Raw genomic sequence first — 16204 nt, 5'->3', positions numbered from 1 at the left:
TTTACGCAATTCCGGACGGAAAACCGCTGCGCACTTTTCCTGAAATTGCTTTAATCGAGCGGCGTCCAGGTACCGTCGTCATTGCGGCAGGCCGCTCCCCGCGCCGTCGTCGGCTTGCCGTCAACGGTAACGGTATGGGTATATTGCCGGCAATTCTGGGAACCGACCTGATAGGGTGCAGCGGGAACAACCTCGCCACTTGCATTCCTGCCCTTCCATGCCACAGGCTGGCCAAGAGGCGAGGTCTCAAGCGCCCGATATTCGGCTTCCAGCGCGCGCTGCTTGTCATTGTCGCTGAGCTTGATGCCGGTACGCTCGACGATGCCACCATCAAGAGCATTGATGAAGGTTGCGGAGGCCGGAGGCTTCGCTGACGAAAACAGGCTCTTGCCGCCCCCCAAGCCGCTCGTCGTCGAGCAACCTGAAAGCGCAATCGCGGCGAAAAGAGAGGGGACAATTAGAAAAAAGGTACGAAGCTTCATACAACCGAACCAGTATCAAAAAGCAAAACCATAGGTACTGCGCTGCGGCATCATCATGACCCACAACGTCTTTTTGGCATCATGCCGTTCCTCACGCAACATCCTTCGTCAGGCCCGGCAAAATTAGGCTCGCCCGAAGCCCGCCCCAGGTGCCCCGGGAGAGCTCGAAACGGCCTTGATATTCATTCGTGATCTCGCTGACGATCGACAGGCCAAGCCCGGTGCCGGGCTTGCTTTCATCCAGCCTGCGCCCGCGCTTCATGGCTTCGCGGATCTGATCCGGTTCCAGACCGGGGCCATCGTCCTCAACAATCAGTTCCACCCAGTGGCGCCGCGCCGGATCGAGGCCCTTGACCTCGGCCGACGCCTCGTTTGCGCTCAGGCGCACCTTGTGTTCGGCAAAGCGGGCGGCATTTTCGAGGAGATTGCCGACTGTCTCCTCCAGATCCTGCTGCTCCATGGCGAGCGCCAGATTGGGCGAGACGGAAAGTTCGAACTCCTTGTCGGCGTTCAGCCGCCGCATGACGCGAACAAGCCGTTCCAGCGCCGGCTCGGCTTCGGTGCGCGCCAGTACGGATTCGCGCTGGGCGGCGATGCGGGCACGATTAAGATAGGATTGCACCTGCCCCTGCATGACCTCGGCCTGGTTCTTCACCAGATCACCATGTGATCGCTCAAGGACACGGGATTCGTTGAGCAGTACCGCGATCGGCGTTTTCAGCGAATGCGCGAGATTGCCGACCTGCATACGGGCGCGCTCGACGATACGCCGATTGCTGTCGATCAGCGCATTGATCTCATTGGCGAGCGGCAGGATCTCACGCGGGAAATCGCCCTGCAGTCGCTCGCTCTCGCCGGCGCGGATGCGTTCCAGCGCTGCGCGCGCCTTATCGAGCGGCTTCAGACCGTAGAGAATGGCGAGCGCATTGACGATCAGACTGCCGACACCGAAGCCGACCAGCGCGAAATAGAGACTGTGGGAGAAATTGCGCACGTCGTCCTCGACCACGGCGACATTGCCGGTCACGCGGAAACGCGCGGCGCGGCCGTCCGTATCGAGCACGACTTCGGTTTCGGCCACCTGCACCCGGTTTCCGAAGGCATCGGTAACGATGTAGTAGCGCTCGTAGTTCTTGTCGAAGGGCGCCTCCAGCACCGAGAGCACTGGCAGGTTCGACGCACCAAGCGACGGCGAGACCAGCGGTGTCGCCGTATAGGTACCGAGCGGCTCGACCATCCAGTACCAACCGGTCTTCGGCTGCGCGAAGCGCAGGTCCCCGAGCTGCGGGCTGCCGGCCAAGGCGCCCTGATCGCCGATCGTCACCGAGTTGATGACGTTATAGAGCTGGGCGCGCAGGAGATCCTGGAAGCCACGCTCGGCGCTCTTGCGATAGATATTGGAGATGACGAGGCCAATCACCACCAGCGCCACCGCCGACCAAAGTGTGGTCAGCAGCAGGACGCGCGCGGTGAGCGACTTAATTCGCATTGGTCGGAGCTTGGATTCGGTAACCAAGGCCACGGACCGTCTCGATCAGATCGACGCCCATCTTCTTGCGAAGGCGTCCGACAAAAACTTCAATCGTATTGGAATCGCGGTCGAAATCCTGATCGTACATATGCTCGACCAGCTCGGTACGCGAGACGACCTCGCCCTTGTGATGCATGAGATAGGCAAGCAGGCGGTATTCGTGCGAGGTGAGCTTCAGCGGCTTGCCGTCAACGGTCGCCTTCGAGCTTTTGGTGTCGAGCCGCACCGGGCCGCAGACGATTTCCGAAGAGGCGTGACCCGCGGCGCGGCGGATGAGCGCACGGATGCGCGCGAGCACTTCCTCGACATGGAAAGGCTTGGCGACGTAATCGTCCGCGCCGGCATCGATGCCGGCCACCTTGTCGCTCCAGCGGTCGCGGGCGGTCAGGATCAGTACCGGCACGGTGCGTCCGGCACCACGCCATTTTTCAAGCACGGTGATGCCGTCCATTTCAGGCAAGCCGATATCCAGGATGATCGCGTCGTAAGGTTCGGTATCGCCGAGGAAATGCCCCTCTTCGCCATCAAAGGCCGTATCGACCACATAGCCCGCCTCCTTCAAGGCCTCGGCAAGCTGGCGGTTCAAGTTGATATCGTCTTCGACTATGAGAATGCGCATGTCTGAATCCAATTTCCCCGGTTCGAGAAACAGTACTGTAAATCGTGCTGCAGTGGAATCACGGAAACAATAAGATTTTGTGTGAGATTCAAGGCTTTAGGTTGGTGCCAAAATGCCTCGCATCACATCGGAACCTTCATCGTCACTTTGCGCGGGCGCTGGCCGTTGCCCTGAACGAGAACGGTGATGATGCAGCTGTCGCCGGACGGTTGTGCCGAGAGAAGCTGGCCGCCGGTCTTGGCCACGACCTCCTCAGCTGCCTCACTGCAATCGCTGTTGGCGCGGGCGACCAGGGTCGACGTCGGCGCTGGCGCCGGCAGAACAGACGAGCCGGCCAGAACGAGGGCCGCTGCTGCTATGCTTGAAAATGAGGCCATGCTTCGGACTTCCCACAGGGATATTAACTTGGTCGATTATTTACCCAAACACGTCTGAATGGCAAATGAATGGGCCGTAATTTTCGGCCAGCCGGGCGCACGGATCGCCCGACCGAGACGCCAAGGCATTGAAATTATTGAATTCGAAGTCGCAACGTCGTCGCGACAGCAACCGACTGTCGTTTCAGCGCGCTGCATCGATACAATCTATCGGCGATATACCTGACTCGTTACATATTCGGGTTCGCGGGCACCATGCTCGAGGCGGCAGGCTTAGCCATTTTTAATCATTCCTGCTTACTATCGGCTCATGGATGCGACATGAAACGTCGCCGCTCGTGGCCAATGCAACCGGCCTGCAGGCGCCTTATCGACATAAGGCGTGGCGATTTCCTTGAGTCCTTTGAATCGCTTGCCGCAATTTCCTCTCAAGTTGAGTCCGGGGCTTCAAAAGTTGATTCAAGAACCTCAAGCCGAGAATCCGCTCGCCAACAATCCGATTCCGCTCGCGTGCCGAATCCGTTGAAATGGCTGGCAGGAAATGGTCCTGTCCGGCGCCCGACGTTCAGAAAGGTTCACGGACGGCCGTCACCGTTTCGTAGTCTGCAGCAATGCGCATTTCGCGCAGTGGACGAACGCGCTCGATGGACCGCTGGTAATTCGGATGGGCCTTGTAAGCTGCCAATGCCGCTTCGTCGTCGAATTCGCCGTAGACGACGAGATCGACTTCGGTTCCGAGCTGATCGGTCTTGACGTTCGTGCCGATCTCCAAAAGCCGCGCGTGCGGAATGGCGGTAAGGATCGAGAGGCCGGAACGGACTTCCTCAAGCTTGGCGCGATCGGGAACGGTGAAGAAGACGATATGACGGATCACGCGGCGGCTCCTTGTACATATGCGAGGGCAAGGCGCGATACCATGTGGACAAGTTCAGTTCAATAAACTGACTATCTCACCCGCGAGACCGTTTGGTCGCACCCTGTGCGAGCTGCCATTTTTCGCGAGGCGGCAGGACATGATATTGTCGCGGCCATGACCGACGAAGAGCTCATATCGCTCGCCCTTGGCTTGCCGGAAACGGCAGAGGGCTCTCATTTCGACACCCGTGACTTTCGCGTGCGGGGCAAGATCTTCATGACACTCCGGGGACCGGATTTCTGCGTCGTCAAACTGACGCCGGACCAGCAGCAGATAGCTCTGGCAACCTCACCGACGCACGTCGCTCCTGTGACCGGCGGCTGGGGCCTGAAGGGCTGGACGCAGCTTTCCCACCACGATGCCGACGATGAGGAGGTCAGGATGCTGGTGCGCCGCGCATGGCGGGACGTAGCACCGAAATCTATGGCTTTGCCGGAGGATTAGGCATCATGTCGTCTTCAACGGTCAACGGCCAGTCGACGACATAGTCCTCGAAATCGTCGAGATCGACATCGTTCTCGCTGACCGTGCGGCCTCGGGCGGAAACGCCAGCAATGTGCACCGTCTCCGGATCGCCTGATATCAACGGATGCCACCAGTAGAGATCGCGGCCATCATTGACGAGGCGATAGGCGCAGGTGGGCGGCAGCCATTCCAGCTCCGGCACCTTCTCTGGTGTCAGCTGCACGCAATCGGGCACGAAATCCCAACGGTTCGGATAGCTGGTGCAACGACAGCTTTCACCATCCATCAGCTTGCAGCGGATCGAGGTGAAATAAACATCGCCGCTATCCCACTCCTCAAGCTTGTTGAGACAACAGAGGCCACAGCCGTCGCAAAGGCTCTCCCATTCCGACGAAGTCATCTCCGTCAGGGTCTTGCTTTTCCAGAAGGGTATCTCGTCTGTCATCATCGTCGTCCTCGCCGCCCGGCCAAGGGGAATTCGGGCTGCGGCATGCATGTCTCTTGTTCTTTTCTCTAAATCAACCAATTATTCAATTAGCCGTTCTATGAGATAATGGGCTTTGCGTGTGCCACAAGGAGACACGCGGCAGTAATGTGGTCGGGAAGTAGAGCGTGGAAGACCCATCCAATCCAGAAAACGGGCCGAAGACGGAGCCCGAGACGCCTAGGGATAACGGGGCCGAAAAGCCGCGGCGTCGGAAGCGCTACTTCTTTCTGCGCCTCGATTCATGGATCGACTCCACTTTGTGGAATGCCGGTTTTGGCCTCGCCGAGGCATGGGAAGAGATCACCATCTTCTTCCGCCGCTTCCGCGTTCGCGGCTGGAAGCGCATTCTTCTCGAACTGCTTGGTGAAGGCCTGACGCTCGGGACTGCCGGCTCCGTCGTCATGTTGATGCTCGCCATGCCCGCCTTCGAGGCAACCCAGGGCGATTGGCGCAATCGCGGCAATTTCGCCGTCACCTTCCTCGACCGCTACGGCAACGTCATCGGGCATCGCGGCATCATTCACGAAAATTCCGTGCCGGTCGACCAACTGCCGGACTATTTCATCAAGGCGGTGCTTGCGACCGAGGACCGGCGTTTCTTCGACCATTTCGGCATCGATGTCATCGGCCTGTTCCGCGCAGTCACCGTCAATGCGCAGGCCGGCGGCGTCGTCCAGGGCGGTTCGACGCTGACGCAGCAGCTCGCCAAGAACATCTTCCTCAGCAATGAGCGTTCCATCGAACGCAAGGTCAAAGAAGCCTTCCTGGCGATCTGGCTCGAGGCCAATCTCTCCAAGAAGGAGATCCTGAGCCTCTATCTCGACCGCACCTATATGGGCGGCGGCACCTTCGGCGCGGCGGCGGCGGCGCAGTTCTATTTCGGCAAGAGCATTACCGACGTCAATCTGGCGGAAGCGGCGATGCTCGCCGGCCTTTTCAAGGCGCCTGCGAAATATGCGCCGCATGTCAATCTGCCCGCGGCGCGCGCCCGCGCCAACGACGTCTTGTCCAATCTCGTACAAAGCGGGCTGATGACCGAGGGACAGGTGATCGCCGCACGGCGCAACCCTGCTTCGGTCGTGGACCGTGCCCAGATCGAATCTCCGGATTATTTCCTCGACTGGGCCTTCGACGAGGTGCAGCGGCTTTCAAACCGGTTCCCCGAGCGCTCGCTGATCGTGCGCACCACCATCGATATGGGACTGCAGAAGGCTGCGGAGGATTCCGTCCAATCCAGCCTGATGGAGTTCGGCGAGCGCTACAAGGCCAAACAGGGCGCTTCGGTCGTCATCGAAAGCGGCGGCGCGGTGCGCGCCATGGTCGGCGGTAGCGACTACGGCGAAAGCCAGTTCAACCGCGCCACCAAGGCGCTGCGCCAGCCGGGTTCATCCTTCAAGATCTATACTTACTCGGTCGCGATGGAGAACGGCATGACGCCGACATCCACCATCGTCGATGCGCCGATCAGCTGGGGCAACTGGAGCCCGCACAACTACGAGAACCGCTACGAAGGCAAGGTGACGCTCACCCAGGCGCTGACGCAGTCGATCAACACGATCCCCGTGCGGCTCGCCAAGGAGAAATTCGGCATCCAGCCGATCCGTGAGATGGCCAAGGCCATGGGCGTTGAAACGCCGATCCGCAATGACAAGACCATTCCGATCGGCACGTCTGAAGTGACCGTTCTCGACCAGGCGACAGCCTATGCAGTCTTCCCAGCCAACGGCATGCAATCGCGCCGCCATGGCATCGAGCAGATCACCGGCTATGACGGCAAGGTGCTCTACGATTTCAGCCGCGACGAAGCACCTGCGAAGCGGATTTTGACCGAAAAAGCCACGTCCTACATGAACCAGATGCTGACGCAGGTTCCGGTGATCGGCACCGGCCGCAAGGCAGCCCTCGACAACGGCATCGTGGTCGGCGGCAAGACCGGCACCACGCAGGCCTATCGCGACGCCTGGTTCATCGGCTTTACCGGCAACTACACCTGTGCCGTCTGGTTCGGGAATGACGATTATACGTCCACGAACAACATGACGGGCGGCACCCTGCCGGCCATGACCTTCAAGAAGATCATGGATTACGCCAATCAGGGCATCGTGCTGAAGCCGATCCCGGGCATCGCCAACCCGTTCCCGGTACAGAAGCCGCAAACAGTTGCGGCCAAGAAACCCGCCGACCCCGCCAATGGCGGCCTGCCGCCGCTGGTGCGGCCTCGTTCGCTTTCGGTGGATTCCACGAATATCCTGCGCGATATCGGCGAAAGGCTGAAGGCCGCGACACCGCTCGGCGTACAGAAAGTGGCGACAGCGGAGCGCCGCAGCGCGGCGTCGCCTGAGTGATCCATCCGCACGGAAATCGTACCGCGGTGTGATGCAGATGACGGCAGCAAATCTGCCCTCAAACCAACGGACGGAAGCCGGTGTTTCGGAAGCCCGTTGCCGTTCCCGATCCCAGCCATTGCTCTCAAGACAGCCGTAAATAGCGGCTTGCCCTTCCCCCTACTGCCAGAATCAGGAATAAATCGACACTGATTTGTCACGAGGACGATCCTAGGGTGTTCCGAGTTCCCCTTCTTGTTGCGCTTTCGCTTGTCATCGCCTTTGGCGGCGGGATCGTGTTCACGCTTCTGGCGCTGGATGCCACCTCCGGCTTCGGCGCGATCAAGCTTGGCGCCTGGCAGGCTTTTCCCGAAATGCAGACGGCGGATGCGGACCCTTATGCGAAATCCCATAGAGCGCGCGCCGGGCGACTGCTTTACGGCACGGCCGAGGGGCTGGTTTTTACCGCTTCCGATGACGACAGCGGCACCAGATTGACGGCGAGCTGTACCTACCGCATCAGCGGCCAGACGCCGCCAGCAAGGCTCTGGACCCTCTTCATCGCCGGCAATGATGGTCGGCCGATCGAGGACGCTGCCGGTCGCCCCTCCACCATCAATTCCTGGGTGGTGCTGCGCAAGCCGGATTCGACCTTCAACATCACCGTTTCATCCAATGCCCAGGCGGGCAATTGGCTCGCCTTGCCGCCCACAGGCAATTTTCGCCTGGTATGGACGCTCCTGGATTCGCCCGCGGCCAGCAATTCCGGCCTGATCGATCTCGGCATGCCGAAACTCGAGAAGATCGGGTGCGGCAATGTTTAGGTTCGTCTTCGCCATCCTGACCGGCATATTCGGTGCGGTACTGCTGCATATCATCATCATTCTGTCGCTGCCGCATTTCTCCGACCGGGACGCCTATACGCGTGTATCGGACGAGGGTGACGAAAACCATTTCTACATGCTCGACAACAAGGATGACGATGCTGGGCTTTCCAACACCGATCCCTATATCCGCACCGCCGTCTGCGCCTTCGACATCGAGGATACGCCCGTTCATCTGACCGCGAAGGGCAAGGTGCCATTCTGGTCGCTCGCCATTTATGATGCGGCATCCAATGAGGTGTTCAGCATGAGCGACCGCACATCGGTCGGCGGGACGCTCGATTTGCTGCTTGCATCGCCCGTCCAGCTGACTGGCATACGCAAGGCACTACCACCTGCCCTTGCCCAATCGATTCTGGTGGAAGTGCCACGAGCCCAGGGCTATGCGGTACTGCGCACCATGGCGCCTCAGGCAAGCTTCGACGATGCGGCGCGAGAATTCCTCTCCGAGGCCGGCTGCGACGAATTCGACAATGGCTGAGACTTGGGCTGAGATCGTGGGTTGAAACCCTGGATCGAGAGTTAGACGGCAGGAACTGGCTGATCCATAACGAGTGCCGCAGCAGGCGCTATCCGGCTGGATTACAGCGGCAACTGGCAGGCGCGCATGTACTCGCCATGCGCTTGCATATCTTGAAGCGCTTACTTCCCCTTTGCCCGCTTCGGGCCTGCTCCCGGGCGATGCGTTGGCGTATCAAGATGTTCGTAACGCACGCCGGTGAACAAAAGTATCTTTGCCTCCACCGGCTCTTTCTGGGCGCGCGGTGGCAGGCGCAATCGCCAATCCGAAAGAGATATGATCTTTGCCATTCTCGTCTCCATTAACGTCTCGAGACGGATGAACCTGCGACTTGATTTCACCCTGCCCGCCACTGAAGCGGGCTAGCGCTCCCCACCATTCCAGCCTTTATCTTTGGGCTTCAATGGAGGCATCCGCGCCTTCTCACGGCATTTCCCTTACACCGTGGCATGGGCACCGATTTTCGGCTTCCATGCTGTCCTTACACTCGATCACATTCTGCCAATGGCTGCTTTCAATCGGAATTCAGACATATCGCAGTTAACAGAATGCTAATTCGCGTCGCTCGTCATTCTCGGCATCACTCGTCATACTCTATTAACGCCGTAGCGGCGGGTTTGGTTTCATCGGCCGTTGAAAAATTACAGGAAGCGTTTTCGCCATAAAATCTAGCAATATCATATTCTTAATTAAAAATATGACCCAGCGGGCAAATGGAAAGCATGAGCGCTGCGTTGCAGAAAAGCGTCACGCAAATATTATTTGCGCTCACGAAAAATTAACGTAATGTAAGGTCGAAATTCGAGGGCGATCTATGTTTGCGGCGGGCAGTTCCGTCTTTTCACCGGAGGATGTCACAGTCCTGCGCAAAGCGCTGGACGGGTGGTGTCTGGAAAAGCGGATAGATATTAAAAGTGCCGAAGCCCAGTTCGCGGCTACCGCGGCAATCGGCCTTTTTCAATCAGGCTACAATACCTCGGAAAAGCTGCTCGCGGCCTTGCGCGAGCATAAGGGCATCTGAGACATTCCCCATTCACACCAAGAGGCCGGCTGGAGCCCAATATCCGCTTCGCAAGCGTGATAAGTATCGTCTTCGACTACCTTGCCGCGACATGCACCCTTAGATTGAATCCCGCATCGGTCGTGTATGCCGAGAAAGGTTTTCCACAGGCAGGCTTTACGCACCAAACCGCAGCGTATGCGGCCAAAACCTTGCTGCCCGCCTCGCGCAAGCTTAACGCGCAATTTTTATTCGGATTTTAATAAAGTTTTCACGAACCATTAACCCTGGCGGCCTTAGTCTTTCACGAAAGCCAGATAAGGACGACCGTGTCCAAACCCGTTTCGACAAGCGCTGCCGAACACGCCCTCTTCACCGAAAGGGCTGCCCGGCGCGACTGGAATGAGGCGAGGCGAAACGCTTGGTCGACCATCGGGTTCCCTGCTTTTTTGTTCAGCGTATCAGTATGGGTGTTGGCGTGCGTGATCGGTTTCGAGATCTTGAAGAGCCTGCGACTGTCCGCAAGAAGGACGTGGTTCTGATGGCGACCATCACCAGCTTCGAAGGCATGGGCCATCCATCCAAATCGGAACTGCGCCAGTTCGCCGAGCTTTTCACCCCCGTTTTCCAGGCGTCTTCGGACGAGGCAAAGCGACAGGCGGTTGCCGCTCTCTCCCAATGCGAGACCGTGCCGCAAGCCGTTGCTCTGTTCATCGGCTGTCAGCCGATCGCCATTGCCGCGCCCTTCCTGACAAGTTCGCAGGCGATCGACGATGACACACTCATCACTATCGCCCGCACGCAAGGGGCCGCCCATGCGCGGGCAATCGTCCGTCGGTCATCCCTCTCTCCCAAGGTCATAGACGCGCTCGTCGGTCTGCATCAGGCCGAGCCGGAACGCGGCATGACCGTGCAAGAGCAGCCAGCGGATGTCGCTTCATCTCAAGCCGAGACGGCAGAAACCGAACGGCAATCACGCGAAGAAATCTTGCGCCAGCAGATCAAACAGGCTGCGCGTCATCTGACCCGCGACGACAGCGACCGGCTCGGTCTGCGCAGCCTCAGCGAGACGCAGGAGGCACTGCTCGTCCGCTTTGCGCGCGAGCGCGACGCAGCGCAATTTGCTACCACGCTCGCCGATGCCCTCTCCTCCAGCTACTGGCTTGCGGAACGCATCCTGCTCGATACTTCGGGGCAACAGCTCGCGGTCACGCTCGTCAGCCTCGGCATGGGCATCGCCGATGCCGTCTACTCGCTCGAGCGCTTCTATCCGCATCTGGCCGAGCGGCATGGCAGTGTCAGCCGGGCATGGCTGGTACTCGACGATATCGACACGGAAGAAAGCCAGGCGCGCGTCGAGGCATGGCGTCGCGCCGACAGCTACACCTATCTGCCGCAGGAGAAGCCGGCCCAGCCACCCGCAGCGCCGTTGTTCGGCGCGAAATCCGGGGCTGTCCGCGAGTTGCGCGTGGCAAACAGGCGGTAGAGACGGCTCAATCCAGCGGATTGGCGCGCAAACCGGCTAAAGGGACGATATCGCCGATATCGTCCGTTTCCAGTTCGACGACCCACAAATCAGGATCGAATTTCAGCTCGCGATCGAGCGTTTCGCGGATTTCCTGCGGATCCCTGCGGTCGATGCGCGTTTCAAAAAGCCGCGTTCCGCTCTCCTCCTCATCGAACAGGCTCTGTGGCGCCGGCGCATAGAGGGTTTCCGATCCATCGCGGAAGCGCTGGCGGATGAAGATCGCGCCCGCCTGCTCCTCGCCCTTGTGCTCGACAGCAGCAAAATCGCCACGGGCGAACAGGCGGCGGATAAGGGCGGAAACAAAGATATCGCTGCGCAATCTCATGTGCGAGCTATAACGGCGCAGGCCTGCCAACGCAAATTGAAGGCACCTGCTGAGCTTAGGTCATTACCAAGGTGACGATCGGCGCTTGCGTGGCCGCCTTAAAGCGCGCCGATATCCTGCAGCTTCTTGAGGACCGCCATGTTCGGCTCGCCGGTTTCGGGCAGGCGATAGTGCTTCTGGAAGCGGCGGATAGCCGCCTTCGTCTGCTCTCCGGCAACGCCGTCGATGCTGACATTGCTGTAGGCAATGTTGCTCAGACCCTTCTGGATCTGCATGACCATATTCACCTTGTTGACCGCATCGCCTGGCGTTGCCTTGGCCACGACGGCGCCGGTCCTGATATTCTTCTCGGCATTCTGGATGGCGGCGGCAACCGGATCGATCGCGTCCGCCGTAGCGGAAACATTGACGGGGCGCTCTGTGGGAACGGCGGCCGCCGTATTCGCCCTGCCGCTCGCTGCCTGCGCATTGGCGGCATTGCTGGCCTTGAGGGCGGCCAGAAGCTCCGGCGTCGGCGTGCCGGTCTGTGCAAGGCCAGACGCCTCCTGAAAGAAGAGGATGGCCGATGTCGTGCGGGATCCCGGCTTTCCATCGGCGGCGCCATCATAGAGGCCGTGACGAATAAGTTCGGCCTGTATATCGGCAATGAGCTTCGACGGCGTGCTGGACGACTGTGTTGCGGCTGCGCCTGCTGCCTGCCCGGTTGGCGACGGCGTGGCGGGATCGGAAGTCGAATCCTGTCGTTCGATCCGAAACGTGGTGACATTGCCGGCATCGGCCTGCTGCGCGTGCAGGAAGGATTTGCGGCCGGGGATCTGATAGGGGGACACCGGATCGCGGGTGCGCAATATTGGCGATGGATGCGCGCCCGTCTGATACCAGAGCGCATTTGCGGTGACGAAGCCGAAAACCCCGAAGAAGAGTGCGACGCCGCCGGCAATTGCGGGATGACGACCGACCGCACTGCCGATCACGGCGGCGAGCGCACCAGCACCGCGAAGGCCAAGGCCGCCCAGCGCGGTGCTGCCGCGCAGGCTCAGGCTGCCAAGGGCAACCGCACCACGGGAAGCAAGGCCAGGCTGCTTGCGCTTGCCCTTTCCTCTTCCCTTAGGCGATTTTCGCTTTTGCGGGGCCATTCATCAGTTCCTTGTTTCGCCCTTCGTCTATCTCCACAGTATGTTTCAGACGCGGCGGAAAATCGACAGGACGATTAGCATCCACAGGCTGTTGCATCGTCACGGCACCGGAGCCGTCGAAGGGAATGAGGATGGTAATGACCGTGCCTTCACCCGGCGCGCTGGCAATCGAGAAGTTTCCGCCATGCAAGCCGACGAGGCCCTTGACCAACGATAGACCGAGGCCTGTGCCGGCGTAACGGCGGGTGTAATCGTTCTGGATCTGCACGAAGGGCTGGCCAAGCGAGGCCAGCCGCTCGCTCGCAATGCCGATGCCCGTATCGCCGATCGACAGCTTCAGCATACCATCCGCAAGGGCCGCGTCGATGGTGATCGCACCGCCCGCATCGGTGAACTTGATGGCGTTGCCGACGAGGTTGATGAGGATCTGCTGGATGGCCCGCTGGTCGGCGACGATCTCGCCGAGGCCGCGCTGGATGCGGCTCGTGAGCGTCAGCCCCTTTTCCTTCGCCTGCAGGCCGAGCATTGCTTCGCATGTCGCGATGGTGTCTTCGATCGCGAAGGATTCGAGCAGCAGCTCATAGCGGCCAGCCTCGATCTTGCTCATGTCGAGCATGGTGTTGACGACCGACAGAAGATGCGCGCCGGACTGGCGGATCAGGCCGACATATTCCCGCTGGCGATCGTTTTCCAGCTTGCCGAAATATTCGCCGCTGAGAATATCGGAGAAACCCAGGATCGCGTTGAGTGGAGTACGCAGTTCGTGGCTGACGGCAGCCAGGAAGCGCGACTTGGCGTCATTGGCCGATTCCGCCTCGGCCGCCTTGCGCGCCGCATCTTCACGAAGTTGCTGGTCCTGGGAGATATCGCGCAGCTGGCTGACGATTGCCGTCAGGCGCCCCTCGCCATCGCGGCGGGCGGTCAACTCCATGCGCACATGGACGAATTGCTCATCGCTGCTGGCGACCGCCGAACGCTCCAGGCGCAAATCGGCACCATGGGCATCCCTGCCCTGGCGCAACACATCGACAGCCTGCAAGAAGACGATCCGGTCGGAGACATGGATCTGTTCGACGAAGCCGCGCCCGGTGGGGTCGCGCATCCAGCTCAGGAATTCCGTACGGTCACGACCGCCGACCGTGGTCACATTGCCCTGAGGATCAAGCAGCAGGACGAGGCCGAAGGCCGACTCCAGCATCAGATCGCGGTGCTCGACGATGACCGCCTCTGCCGGACGGAGGGCAGGCCTTTGACGCGACAACGCGATGCTACCGACGGCCGAAAAGAGGAAAGCGGCGCAGACCGTAGCCACGCCGGCAGGCAGTGCCACGGCCGGACTGGTGACGAGGGAAAGACCCGCCGGAACGGCAAAGAGCGCAACGGAAGAAGCAAGCGCAAGCCGGCGCAGGATCGCCAGTTCCTGCCCACGGACTTCGCCATCCCCGCTCGTCCGGGAGAGCCAGCTTCGGCCTACCCGGTCCACGAAGGCTGCAGCCCCGACAGAAATGTCACTCAATACGCGCACACTACAACCCGTCAAAACGGTCACTTATTGGACTGCACAATAGGCCCCGCCGACTTAAGGAAAGAATAAAGAAGGAACGCGCCGAGCCGCCGAAAAGGCCCCAAAATCCCGTTTTGATGCAGAATGAGGCGCCTTTGTTTTTTGTGGTTAACAGCGGGTAAGCAACGGATTTTATTCGTATTTCCGCCGCGCGTTAACTTTTATGGCAAGGCTTTCATCCGCAAACCCCTGCATATCAGGCGGATAGGGCGAGACATGCTTAACAGCAATCGCTACAATTTGAACCAAATGCTTGTTCAAAGTCGGAAAGCTAAAATTTGAATCAAAATTGCAGAAAATGCTGCCGAGTTTTGAAAAGCACTGTTGTCCTCTGCCGGATAGGGTTCGAACCAGATCGGACGGGCAAGTCCGAATCGGCGCTCGAGCCGAGCGACAGAGAGGATGGGCTAGGCGATGTGGTTTCTGATTAGAGCGGGGTTCTGGTTTTCGCTGGTTCTCATGTTCCTGCCGATCTTTGCAAAACCCGAAGGCGGGCCTCGGCCGGGCGGCGAACCGGCGGTACAGGTTTCCGATGCGATTTCGGCTGCATCAGGCGTCGTTCAATATGTCGGCGCCATGTGCAACGAAAAGCCTGAGGTCTGCGTCAAGGGGGGCGAAACGCTGACCGCTCTCGGATATCAGGTCGGCGACGGTGCCCGTGTTGCCTACGACCTGCTCGGCCGCCATTTCAAGGATCAGCAGTCGGCCGCGGAGCCTAATGCGACAGCGGCTCGCACAAACACCGATCAGGTCGCCGCCATGACCCAGCCGATGCCGGCCAAGCGCATCACCGGCACCGAGACAGCGGACGTCGTCGTTACCGGCACGGTCAAGCTGCCGTCTTCCATTCCGCTACCGATGCCGCGCCCGCACATCTGACATTTCTTCCATTGGCCCCAACTTTGGCGCCGCTGACCTCTTATGGTCAGCGGCGTTCTTTATCGTCCCGGGTTCAAATCGGGCACCGTTTCGCCTATATGCAAGACAATGGACAATCTGGACTGCTGCAATGACACCGCTTGAGAAGATCATCGAAGACTTTTCCCTCCTGGACGAATGGGAGGATCGCTATCGCTTTGTGATCGAGCTCGGCAAGGCGCTGCCCGATCTGCCGGAGGAAAAGCGGACGCTGGAAAACAAGGTGCAGGGCTGTGCAAGCCAGGTCTGGCTCGTCACACATGCGTCCGGCGACCCGGACAATCCGATATTGACCTTTGAAGGCGATTCAGACGCACATATCGTGCGTGGGCTGGTGGCGATCGTGCTCGCTACCTATTCCGGCAAGCCAGCTTCGGAAATCGCTGCTCTCGATGCAATCGACGTCTTCGGGAAGATCGGGCTGGTGGAGCATCTCTCCTCGCAGCGCGCCAACGGATTGCGCTCGATGATCAAACGCATTCGCGAAGAAGCTCGTGTCAGGGCTGCGGCATAGGCAGCACCTGCGACCAACATGGGATAACCCGACCTGAAAGCCGGGTTATCTTCAAGCTCGTTATGGAACTCTCAGCGGCCGCGCTTGCGACGCTGGCCGAGGCCCATTTCCTTTGCCAGGCGCGACCGGGCTTCTGCATAGGCCGGCGCGACCATCGGATAATCCGCAGCGAGATCCCATTTTTCGCGATATTCTTCCGGCGAGAGACCATGATGAGTCATGAGATGTCGCTTCAAAGACTTGAAGCTGCCACCACATTCCAGGCAGGTGATCTGGTCGTCCTGCACGGATTTACGAACGGATACGGCCGGCTTCTGCTTTTCGACCACGGTTACGGCAGGTGCCGGAGCCGAGGTGCTGCTCAAGGCGGAATGTACGTCGGAAATCAAATTCGGAAGGTCGCTGACCGGTACGACATGGTTGCTGACATAGGCCGCAACAATGTCGGCAGTCAGTTCAACCAGTAACTCCTGCCCGTTGCCAAGGGCCGCATCTGTCATTGTGTTCTCCTGTTCATCGGCTTGCCTGCTGCGTCCGCGCCTCCGGAGAGCACGCAGGGCACAACGTTGCTATATAATTTGCGCTTGGCTACGGAAATCTGTTGATTTCGCTAT

General features: G+C 59.6%; 19 protein-coding genes. 8 read left to right on the top strand and 11 right to left on the bottom strand.

What is annotated here, in order from left to right; all coding sequences use genetic code 11:
* Positions 1-50: 50 nt before the first annotated feature.
* From GA0061100_RS07095 to GA0061100_RS07075, 5 genes are all read right to left on the bottom strand, one after another.
* A complete protein-coding gene (locus tag GA0061100_RS07095) occupies positions 51-482 on the bottom strand; it encodes a hypothetical protein (protein ID WP_075852055.1) in 432 nt (143 codons plus the stop codon).
* A gap of 91 nt (positions 483-573) precedes the next feature.
* Complete coding sequence (locus GA0061100_RS07090) at positions 574-1971, bottom strand: ATP-binding protein (protein ID WP_075852054.1); 1398 nt, start codon at positions 1969-1971, stop codon at positions 574-576.
* The gene (locus tag GA0061100_RS07085; protein ID WP_069616084.1) at positions 1961-2632 is read right to left on the bottom strand and encodes a response regulator transcription factor; all 672 of its coding nucleotides are present in this window, start codon (positions 2630-2632) and stop codon (positions 1961-1963) included. The genes GA0061100_RS07090 and GA0061100_RS07085 overlap by 11 nt, the downstream gene beginning before the upstream one ends.
* A 122-nt stretch (positions 2633-2754) precedes the next feature.
* Positions 2755-3009 carry a hypothetical protein gene (locus tag GA0061100_RS07080; protein WP_075852053.1) on the bottom strand — a complete coding sequence of 85 codons (255 nt, stop codon included), beginning with the start codon at positions 3007-3009 and terminating at the stop codon, positions 2755-2757.
* Between the two features lie 565 nt (positions 3010-3574).
* Entirely contained in the window at positions 3575-3883 is a 309-nt protein-coding gene (locus GA0061100_RS07075; RefSeq protein ID WP_075852052.1) for a Dabb family protein, read from the bottom strand.
* 156 nt (positions 3884-4039) lie between these two features.
* On the opposite strand from GA0061100_RS07075, the gene GA0061100_RS07070 reads away from it, so the two are divergent.
* A complete protein-coding gene (locus GA0061100_RS07070; protein ID WP_075852051.1) occupies positions 4040-4369 on the top strand; it encodes an MmcQ/YjbR family DNA-binding protein in 330 nt (109 codons plus the stop codon).
* On the opposite strand, the gene GA0061100_RS07065 is transcribed toward GA0061100_RS07070, so the two are convergent.
* On the bottom strand, positions 4347-4835 hold the full coding sequence (locus GA0061100_RS07065) for a YcgN family cysteine cluster protein (protein WP_075852611.1): 489 nt from the start codon (positions 4833-4835) through the stop codon (positions 4347-4349). The two genes, GA0061100_RS07070 and GA0061100_RS07065, sit on opposite strands and share 23 nt — an antisense overlap.
* A 167-nt stretch (positions 4836-5002) precedes the next feature.
* Between GA0061100_RS07065 and GA0061100_RS07060 the strand changes: the two genes are divergently transcribed.
* The 3 genes from GA0061100_RS07060 (at position 5003) to GA0061100_RS07050 (ending at position 8566) form a co-directional block, all read left to right on the top strand.
* On the top strand, positions 5003-7222 hold the full coding sequence (locus GA0061100_RS07060) for a transglycosylase domain-containing protein (RefSeq protein ID WP_075852050.1): 2220 nt from the start codon (positions 5003-5005) through the stop codon (positions 7220-7222).
* A 215-nt stretch (positions 7223-7437) separates the two neighbouring features.
* Positions 7438-8025: a DUF1214 domain-containing protein gene (locus tag GA0061100_RS07055; RefSeq protein ID WP_075852049.1), complete on the top strand. Its 588-nt coding sequence runs from the start codon at positions 7438-7440 to the stop codon at positions 8023-8025.
* Positions 8018-8566: a DUF1254 domain-containing protein gene (locus tag GA0061100_RS07050; protein ID WP_075852048.1), complete on the top strand. Its 549-nt coding sequence runs from the start codon at positions 8018-8020 to the stop codon at positions 8564-8566. Before GA0061100_RS07055 ends, GA0061100_RS07050 begins: the two co-directional genes overlap by 8 nt.
* Before the next feature lie 161 nt (positions 8567-8727).
* Here GA0061100_RS07050 and GA0061100_RS34805 read toward each other — a convergent pair whose 3' ends face one another.
* Complete coding sequence (locus tag GA0061100_RS34805) at positions 8728-8895, bottom strand: hypothetical protein (RefSeq protein ID WP_167459816.1); 168 nt, start codon at positions 8893-8895, stop codon at positions 8728-8730.
* Positions 8896-9419: 524 nt separating this feature from the next.
* Here GA0061100_RS34805 and GA0061100_RS07045 point away from each other — a divergent pair.
* Complete coding sequence (locus GA0061100_RS07045) at positions 9420-9626, top strand: hypothetical protein (protein WP_075852047.1); 207 nt, start codon at positions 9420-9422, stop codon at positions 9624-9626.
* Positions 9627-10083: 457 nt separating this feature from the next.
* A complete protein-coding gene (locus GA0061100_RS07040; RefSeq protein ID WP_244557780.1) occupies positions 10084-11091 on the top strand; it encodes a DUF2336 domain-containing protein in 1008 nt (335 codons plus the stop codon).
* Positions 11092-11098: 7 nt separating this feature from the next.
* Here GA0061100_RS07040 and GA0061100_RS07035 read toward each other — a convergent pair whose 3' ends face one another.
* The 3 genes from GA0061100_RS07035 to GA0061100_RS07025 all read right to left on the bottom strand — a co-directional run bounded on the left by GA0061100_RS07035 (position 11099) and on the right by GA0061100_RS07025 (position 14119).
* A complete protein-coding gene (locus GA0061100_RS07035; protein ID WP_075852046.1) occupies positions 11099-11458 on the bottom strand; it encodes a DUF1491 family protein in 360 nt (119 codons plus the stop codon).
* Positions 11459-11556: 98 nt separating this feature from the next.
* Positions 11557-12594: a peptidoglycan-binding domain-containing protein gene (locus GA0061100_RS07030; protein WP_075852045.1), complete on the bottom strand. Its 1038-nt coding sequence runs from the start codon at positions 12592-12594 to the stop codon at positions 11557-11559.
* Positions 12566-14119 (bottom strand): sensor histidine kinase, encoded by a 1554-nt coding sequence (locus tag GA0061100_RS07025; protein ID WP_075852044.1) that lies wholly within the window; start codon positions 14117-14119, stop codon positions 12566-12568. Before GA0061100_RS07025 ends, GA0061100_RS07030 begins: the two co-directional genes overlap by 29 nt.
* A gap of 453 nt (positions 14120-14572) precedes the next feature.
* Between GA0061100_RS07025 and GA0061100_RS07020 the strand changes: the two genes are divergently transcribed.
* Together GA0061100_RS07020 and GA0061100_RS07015 are read left to right on the top strand one after the other, a co-directional pair.
* Entirely contained in the window at positions 14573-15037 is a 465-nt protein-coding gene (locus GA0061100_RS07020; protein ID WP_075852043.1) for a DUF5330 domain-containing protein, read from the top strand.
* Positions 15038-15167: 130 nt separating this feature from the next.
* Positions 15168-15590 (top strand): SufE family protein, encoded by a 423-nt coding sequence (locus GA0061100_RS07015; protein ID WP_075852042.1) that lies wholly within the window; start codon positions 15168-15170, stop codon positions 15588-15590.
* A 71-nt stretch (positions 15591-15661) separates the two neighbouring features.
* Here the strand turns inward: GA0061100_RS07015 and GA0061100_RS07010 are convergent, their stop codons facing one another.
* Entirely contained in the window at positions 15662-16090 is a 429-nt protein-coding gene (locus GA0061100_RS07010) for a Ros/MucR family transcriptional regulator (RefSeq protein WP_069616071.1), read from the bottom strand.
* Positions 16091-16204 lie beyond the last annotated feature (114 nt).

Origin of the sequence: Martinezella hainanensis (assembly GCF_900094555.1) — a bacterium.
Classification (GTDB): domain Bacteria; phylum Pseudomonadota; class Alphaproteobacteria; order Rhizobiales; family Rhizobiaceae; genus Rhizobium; species Rhizobium hainanense.
The sequence above is the reverse complement of the archived record's forward strand: the minus strand, read 5'-3'. Positions and strand labels throughout refer to the sequence as shown.